We start from the raw sequence: 7393 nt of genomic DNA, 5'->3' as shown, positions 1-7393 counted from the left end.
AAGGAAGATACATATGAAATATACGGTGAATAATTAAGCAAATGTGAAAAACGACCAAGATATTATTCCTTCATTTATAATGATACTATTTGGTTGGTTCGTGACGATTTTTCATTTTAAGTTCAGATCAGAGACCTGAATAGTTACGATTTTTTATAAAAATCATACACACATTGTAATAATCAGACCTCTTGAATTTTTACTAGAAAAGGCTCTCGAATCAAATTGTATCTATATTTTAACAAATACGTTTTATTTTCTTGAATCAAAGGCCATACGATTTTTGGTACTTTAATATCTTTTGTCATTCCACCTTCAAATTTTACTTCTATATAATTCTTATTATGCTCTATCATTTTCTTATCGATAGTAACAATCGACACATTACTTGATGTTATAAAAAAATAATAAATAATAAATATAATTAATAATAAGAAGAATCCCTGAACACTTCTCTTCTTTTTAATCATACCTATGTTTTTCATGGTTTAATACACCCCCTTATTCAGTCTAATACTTTTCTTAAATACTGACGATATTGAAACTCAAAAGCCACGCTATTTCAACAACTCTAGTCTAATACTTTTTTCTTCAAAGTGTATAATCTTAGGAAGTATATAAAGCAACTGACTACATATTTATATGAGCATTTGCATAATTCACATTTTGATTCAAGGCATGAATAGGTCACAGCGTAATCTCAGTATTGTAAGAGAGGAGCGATACATGGACATTCGGTCAGAATTTCGATGAATCTGGAACTTTAAAGCGATGTTTTAGACTCGTTGCTTTGTAATGGCAAGTGCAGAACTAGTAACACAATCGCATTTAAATATTGGTGGGTTGTCACTTTTTTGAATTCTCTATATTGTAAAGTTCTTTCCGTTCTACACCTTCCGATGTGGAAATGCAAAGCACCAGAGATCCATTTATGAAGGTTGATTTGTCCCTCCCCCTCCTTCGATTGGACACTAACCAGATGATGCGTGCCTTTGAGTCGCCAAAAAACAAAAAAAGCCGCACCAAGCGCGGCTTCTATTTGATAAAGCACTTGCCTTTTCAGTTGGAAATCATATTAGAAAACGATTTACATCATATTTAATATCGTTGTAAACATAGCTTTCTGCAACTTCATTGTTTTTTTAAACCAATACTGATCTACAATGCATTGGGTAACTGCTCCAACTATTAATGCAACAAAGCTCGCACTACTCCTGCTCCCGCCCGCAAATGCCATAGAAGAAGAGATGGATGGCTTCCTCCAGGAAAGCATCTATATCTTCTTGTTTGCTGGCTTCATCTAACATCTCCCCCGAACTTCGCATGTACATTCCCATAAATGAAAGAATCCCTTTGGTCGACACTTTACTCGAGATTTCCCCTCGCGCTTTTCCATCCTCCACCATCTTGACCATCAATGGTAAAACGTCGTTCGTGTACCGTTCCTCAAGATAATGAAACATTTCTTTGTCCTCAATCATAAGCTCTTTTACAGTCGCGGGAGGTAATGAACTGTAGGTTTCTCTCTCCATCGTCATAATGTATTCAATAATCTCTTTTAGAGAATGCCCTCCAAGAATGTAATCTTCAAATTCACGAATGGCCTTCTCTATAAAGTCCTTAAAGGATTCACTAAGCAGTGCCTCCTTACTGCCAAAATAATTATAAATCGTTACCTGTGAGACCCCTGCTTCTTTCGCGATGTCTGCGATCCGGAGACGTTTGGGTTCCCAGCTCTTGAGCATCTCCATAGTAGTCTTCATAATTTTAAGTTTTTTTTGTGCTGCTCTTTTCTCAAATCCGTTCATGCTATCCACCCTTAACTTCATTATATAGAGCGCTTATTTAAATTAATGAAATATTCAGGATTAATTATTTCATAATTACATTGACTTCGTTATTCACTAGGAATAATATAACATATGAAATATCTAATTAATAATAGTTCATTATTTTGCAGTGGGGGGTGGCGGCATGCTTGTAGTTGAAGGCTTAACCAAACGTTTTTCGAATGGCAAAGGAATCGAAGATGTTACGTTTACCGTTAATAAAGGTGAGGTATTTGGGTTTCTGGGGCCTAATGGCGCGGGTAAATCTACGACCATAAGACATATCATGGGATTTATGATGCCGGATCAAGGTAATGCGAGCATCCATGGACTTGATGTATGGAAAGCACAAGGCACAGTCCAAAAGCATATCGGCTATCTACCTGGTGAAATCAACTTTTTTGACGGGATGACGGGCCTTTCCTTCCTTAAGTTCATGTCTGGTATGCAAGGGATGAAGAACACTACTAAACGCGACCACCTGATTGAAAGACTGCAATTTGACGCCGCAACTCCGATCCGCAAAATGTCAAAAGGAATGAAGCAAAAAGTCGGTATTGTCGCAGCCTTTATGCACAATCCTGAAGTTATTATTCTGGATGAACCCACCTCGGGACTTGACCCGCTTATGCAAAAGGTATTTATAGATCTCGTATTGGAGGAGAAAGCAGCCGGAACCACATTTTTAATGTCCTCTCACAGCTTTCAAGAAATTGAGCGTACCTGTGACCGAGCTGCTATCATTAAAGACGGACATATCATCACTGTGAAAAATATCCACGAATTGCAATCGATGCAGCGGAAGCTGTTTGAGGTTGTTTTCGCGAATCGCGAAGATGCAGAACAATTCGCCGCCTCCGGCCTACAAGTGGAAGCTCATGAAGGGAATATGATCCGCATTGCCGTTCAAGGCAATTACGATCGATTCATTCAGGAGACCGGGAAATATAATATCCGCAGTATGGATGTGTTCACGCAGAATCTAGAGGACATTTTCATGGACTATTATGACCGTGAGGGGGACGCGCAATGAATCTTCCACTTTATAAAGAAATGATGAGGGTGAACCTCAAAGGCATTATGAATTATGCCTTCGGTTCTGCCTTCTATATTCTGTTTATGATCTGGCTATATCCAGGGATCGCCGGGAGCACCCAAGCCATTGATGACCTCATTAAAGCTATGCCGGAAGGTGTAGGTAAAGCTTTTGGGTTAAATAGCGGATTTACCAGCGCTGAAGCTTTTATCTCAGGAGAATATTACGGACTTATCCTGGTACTGATTCTATCCATTGTGTGCGTACAAATGTCGACGCAGCTCATGGCTCGACTTGTGGATCGTGGCTCTATGGCTTATCTTCTGATAGCACCAACTACACGGAGAAAAGTAGCTACTACGCAGGCGCTTGTACTTACGACAGCTTTGTTCCTGATTATGGGTGTAACCACACTAGCAGGGTTATTAGGCAAGGTATGGTTCCTCGGCAGTGAATTTGAATTTAACAGTGGCCGATTTATTCAATTGAATACCGTAGCCTTTTTATTGTTTTTTGCCGTTGGGGGGCTTACTTTTCTTATATCCTCGGTATGTAATGATGAGAAAAAAGCACTTGGGGTTTCCGGTGCCATTACCTTCGGATTCTTCACACTGGATCTGCTCGGAAAAATAAGCGATAAGCTGGAGGGGTTACGTTACCTGACCTTGTTCTCCTTCTATCAGCCTGGCAAAATCGTTCAAGGAAACGTGGAAATCGTTCAGGTTTCTAGTTGGTTACTGTTGATCGGTGTTCTCGCTTTTGCCATAGGGATCGAACTGTTCAGACGACGGGATCTTCCATTATAAGATTAAGGGACGCTTCAATAGCATGTGGCTACTGGACCGTCCCTCTTTAATATAGAAGAATATAATAAGCTTCTTCACACTAGAGAAGCATTATTTTAATATATAAGGATTTAGACGCCGAAGGCGTTTATGCTTGTGCTTTCGTATCCGGCCTAGGGACACCAAAGTTTGGCGTTCCATCTTCATTCCACTGGATCACTTGCACACGCGCGTGCGAGATCTTTCAGAGAACGGAGATCATACCGATAAGGGTACAATTACCGGCAATCGGATTAACAATACTGGCGGGAACTTCACCTATGAGACAGGTGAAGTTGGTCTTGCAGCTAAATTCGGCGGTAACTCCGGTATTCGGTCTGCCAAATGGTTAGATTGAAGGCAACACCTAAAACACTGCTTTGGTCTGGCGAGGCATGGTATGATGCTGTTTCCGCTATGAAGATTCCAGAGAATAAATGGACGTATGTAGCGTTTACGGTCAACAACGGTACCGTGAAGATATACCTCGACGGAGTTGAGCAATTCTCCGGTGATGGCTTCCCGAATGTGTTTAAGAACAAGAATGATGTATTCGCTCTTGGCGTAAACTATTGGGACGTACCTTATAAGGGAATGATTGATGAACTGAAGATTTACAGCAGAGCACTCCAATCAGACGAAATACTGACCGAATATAACTCGAATGTAAATTAAGAGATTCTTCATTTGAAAAGAGGGCGGAGCCTCAGGCTCCGTTCTTTTTTTCTTAAATCACGCGATCAATGTGAAAGAGCCCCAGAAAATTTCTCACCTTCGTATTGTAATACAAGCATTTAAATAATATAATCATTAACTATACGTCTTGAACTAAATTGGAGGCCATCTATGAAACTTGACCTGTCGGAAGAATCCCTTCCCGTCTACGAAGCTTTAGCCAGTTCAGTTCGTCTGCACCTGCTGCGCTTGCTTGCCGAGAATCCAATGAATGTCAAGGAATTGGCCGCGTCGGTAAATTTGAGCAGCGCCATTATGACAATGCATGTGCGTAAGCTGGAAGCTGCAGGACTTATACAGACACATATGGCGCCTGGACGAAGTGGTCTGCAAAAGATCTGTACGCTGGCTGCTGAAAGTGCCGAAATCACTTTTCCAGGCAGACAAATCAATGAGCGCAAAAGCTACCGCAAGGAGATTCCTGTTGGACATTATTCCGACTTCATGATCGAGCCTACCTGCGGTCTTGCCACTACAGAGCAAGTGATTGGCAGCTTTGATGATCCCCGTTATTTCTGGGATCTCGAGCGTATGAATGCTGGCATTCTCTGGTTCGGCAAAGGATATATCGAATATAAAATCCCAAACTTTCTTCTCTCCAGCCAACAGCCCGAGGAGCTAATCATTACGATGGAGATTGCCTCCGAAGCGCCTTCCATTAATAATAATTGGCCCTCCGACATCACTTTCACACTGAACGGAGTGCAGCTTGGGTTCTGGACAAGTCCGGGTGACTACGGAGATAGACGTGGTAAATACACGCCAGCTTGGTGGCCAGCACTCACGAATCAATACGGCCTTCTTAAGCAGCTGCGCATTACATCTAAAGGCACGTTTATGGACGGCCTAAAACTGTCCGACGTTATGCTGGATCAAGTGAACATTCGCAACAAGCAATGGACTTTCAAGCTTTCCGTCGATGAAGAGGCCGAGCATATTGGCGGCATTACTCTTTTTGGCAAAGGCTTTGGCAACTATAATGATGATCTAATCGTTGAGCTGTTCTACACAGATACTTAAGAAGAAACGACGTTGTCGTCTTTTAAAGACGATACCCGTTTCTTGAAAAATATAAGATCTAAACTATAGCGTGAAACTTATACTTTCTTATATTTCATGAATAAAGCCGCATTCATCTCCCATTGGAGAGTCGAATGCGGCTCTTATTTTACCTTATTTCATGTTAAATGAAGGGTCCCCATAATCCGCCACCAGGCAGTGGACAGCCACGTTCCTTAAGCTTAGCTACAACGGGAATAATGCAGCCACAAGCGACGCAAGTCACACCCTCATGCAGCTTAGGACAAGTCCCGCAAAGAGAAATCCGCTCAGCATAAACTTCATCTGTAACACAAAGCTCTGTCTTAAACATGGATGATGACAGGATACGCTCTATCTGTGCTTCGGTAACCTTATAATCGTCGCGACACCCCTTGCATGCAGATGTTGTTGACATGATAACACCACCTTATGCCTTCGGCGTAATCTCTAGCACAGTGACTGACATTGGAGCCAGCTCTACATTAAGAAGATCACCTTCAAGTATAAAGGCTGTAAAAGCTTGCGGTACGACAGCATCTGGCTGACTAAATGTATTATGAGCATCTATCTTGTTACCTGTGAGCGTAGTGCCTCTCACTTCAACCTTCTGCCCGGAAAGACCACGTAGCTCGAGGGGTACAGTAGCTGATGCAGCGTGATTCAAGTTGCACAGACTGACATGAATGATCCCAGCGTCTGTTACGGAAGCTGAAGCAGATACTTCAGGAACCTCGCGGCCCTCAAAGCTGTAAGTCCCACTATCGATTGTTAAATCCAATAACTCAGCATCCTGATGGACTTTAAACATATTGAATACATGATAGGTAGGCGTTAGCAGCATTTTTACTCCTTCGGTTAAAATCACCGCTTGAAGCACGTTAATGGTCTGCGCAATATTTGCCATCCGTACCCGATCACTGTGTTTATGGAAAATATTCAGGGTTACACCAGCTACAAGGGCATCCCGAATCGTATTCTGTTGATACAGGAATCCAGGGTTCGTACCTGGCTCAACATCATACCAAGTTCCCCATTCGTCTACGACAAGGCCTACTCTTTTATCTGGGTCATATTTATCCATAATAACGCCATGTTTAGTAATCAGCTCATCCATGCGAAGGGCCTTCTCTAAAGTGCTAAACCATTCACCAGTTTCAAAGCCAGTTGCTGCCCCTTTATTCTCCCACGCTGGACCAGGAATCGTATAATAATGAAGGGTGATCGAGTCCATAAAGCGTGTAGCTTCACGCATCAGAACTTCCATCCAGTGATAATCATCCACGTTAGGACCACAAGCGATCCGGTGAATACGATTGTCCCCGTAATTACGTACATACGTCTGATATTGGCGATAAAGATCTGCATAATATTCTGGACGCATATTCCCGCCGCAGCCCCAGTTCTCATTACCAACGCCAAAATAAGTGACAGCCCAAGGCTCTTGATGACCGTTCTGCTGGCGAAGCTCAGACATCGGTGAGATACCGCCAAAGGTTAAATACTCCACCCATTCGGACATCTCTTGAACCGTACCACTACCCACATTACCATTGATATAAGGTTCACATTCCAGCATTTCACATAATTCCATAAATTCATGTGTACCAAAATGGTTATTCTCAACCGTGCCGCCCCAATGCGTATTGATCATACGTTTGCGAGCTTCACGATCACCAATACCATCTTTCCAATGATATTCATCTGCAAAACATCCACCCGGCCAGCGAAGTACTGGAATTTGTATTTCCTTAAGCGCTTTCACAACATCATTACGAATACCGTTAGTGTTAGGAATCGGTGAATCTTCTCCGACCCAAATGCCTTCATAAATACAACGTCCTAGATGCTCAGATAAGTGTCCATAAATATTTTTGTTTATCGTACCTTTGCGAATGTCTGTGTTAAGGATTGCGCGCTCTGCCATGAAT

Annotated in this window: 9 protein-coding genes; 5 read left to right on the top strand and 4 right to left on the bottom strand. The window is 42.1% G+C overall.

Annotated elements, in window-relative coordinates:
- Nucleotides 1-182 precede the first annotated feature (182 nt).
- Nucleotides 183-485 carry a hypothetical protein gene (locus L1028_RS23385; RefSeq protein ID WP_060626397.1) on the bottom strand — a complete coding sequence of 101 codons (303 nt, stop codon included), beginning with the start codon at nt 483-485 and terminating at the stop codon, nt 183-185.
- Between the two features lie 723 nt (nt 486-1208).
- Entirely contained in the window at nt 1209-1763 is a 555-nt protein-coding gene (locus L1028_RS23380; protein ID WP_234540232.1) for a TetR/AcrR family transcriptional regulator, read from the bottom strand.
- A gap of 211 nt (nt 1764-1974) precedes the next feature.
- On the opposite strand from L1028_RS23380, the gene L1028_RS23375 reads away from it, so the two are divergent.
- The 5 genes from L1028_RS23375 to L1028_RS23355 all read left to right on the top strand — a co-directional run bounded on the left by L1028_RS23375 (nt 1975) and on the right by L1028_RS23355 (nt 5444).
- Complete coding sequence (locus L1028_RS23375) at nt 1975-2862, top strand: ABC transporter ATP-binding protein (RefSeq protein ID WP_234540230.1); 888 nt, start codon at nt 1975-1977, stop codon at nt 2860-2862.
- Nucleotides 2859-3671: an ABC transporter permease subunit gene (locus L1028_RS23370; RefSeq protein WP_234540227.1), complete on the top strand. Its 813-nt coding sequence runs from the start codon at nt 2859-2861 to the stop codon at nt 3669-3671. Before L1028_RS23375 ends, L1028_RS23370 begins: the two co-directional genes overlap by 4 nt.
- A 211-nt stretch (nt 3672-3882) precedes the next feature.
- On the top strand, nt 3883-4047 hold the full coding sequence (locus tag L1028_RS23365) for a hypothetical protein (protein ID WP_234540226.1): 165 nt from the start codon (nt 3883-3885) through the stop codon (nt 4045-4047).
- Nucleotides 4035-4364 carry a LamG domain-containing protein gene (locus L1028_RS23360; RefSeq protein ID WP_234540224.1) on the top strand — a complete coding sequence of 110 codons (330 nt, stop codon included), beginning with the start codon at nt 4035-4037 and terminating at the stop codon, nt 4362-4364. The genes L1028_RS23365 and L1028_RS23360 overlap by 13 nt, the downstream gene beginning before the upstream one ends.
- Nucleotides 4365-4535: 171 nt before the next feature.
- Nucleotides 4536-5444: an ArsR/SmtB family transcription factor gene (locus L1028_RS23355; RefSeq protein ID WP_234540222.1), complete on the top strand. Its 909-nt coding sequence runs from the start codon at nt 4536-4538 to the stop codon at nt 5442-5444.
- A gap of 163 nt (nt 5445-5607) precedes the next feature.
- On the opposite strand, the gene L1028_RS23350 is transcribed toward L1028_RS23355, so the two are convergent.
- Both L1028_RS23350 and L1028_RS23345 read right to left on the bottom strand, forming a co-directional pair.
- Nucleotides 5608-5880: a hypothetical protein gene (locus L1028_RS23350; protein WP_234540220.1), complete on the bottom strand. Its 273-nt coding sequence runs from the start codon at nt 5878-5880 to the stop codon at nt 5608-5610.
- Nucleotides 5881-5892: 12 nt separating this feature from the next.
- Entirely contained in the window at nt 5893-7389 is a 1497-nt protein-coding gene (locus L1028_RS23345) for an alpha-N-arabinofuranosidase (protein WP_234540217.1), read from the bottom strand.
- Between the last annotated feature and the right edge of the window lie 4 nt (nt 7390-7393).

It is taken from the genome of Paenibacillus pseudetheri (assembly GCF_924513355.1).
GTDB classification, from domain to species: domain Bacteria; phylum Bacillota; class Bacilli; order Paenibacillales; family Paenibacillaceae; genus Paenibacillus_AQ; species Paenibacillus_AQ pseudetheri.
This window is presented reverse-complemented; position numbering and strand designations above follow the sequence as displayed.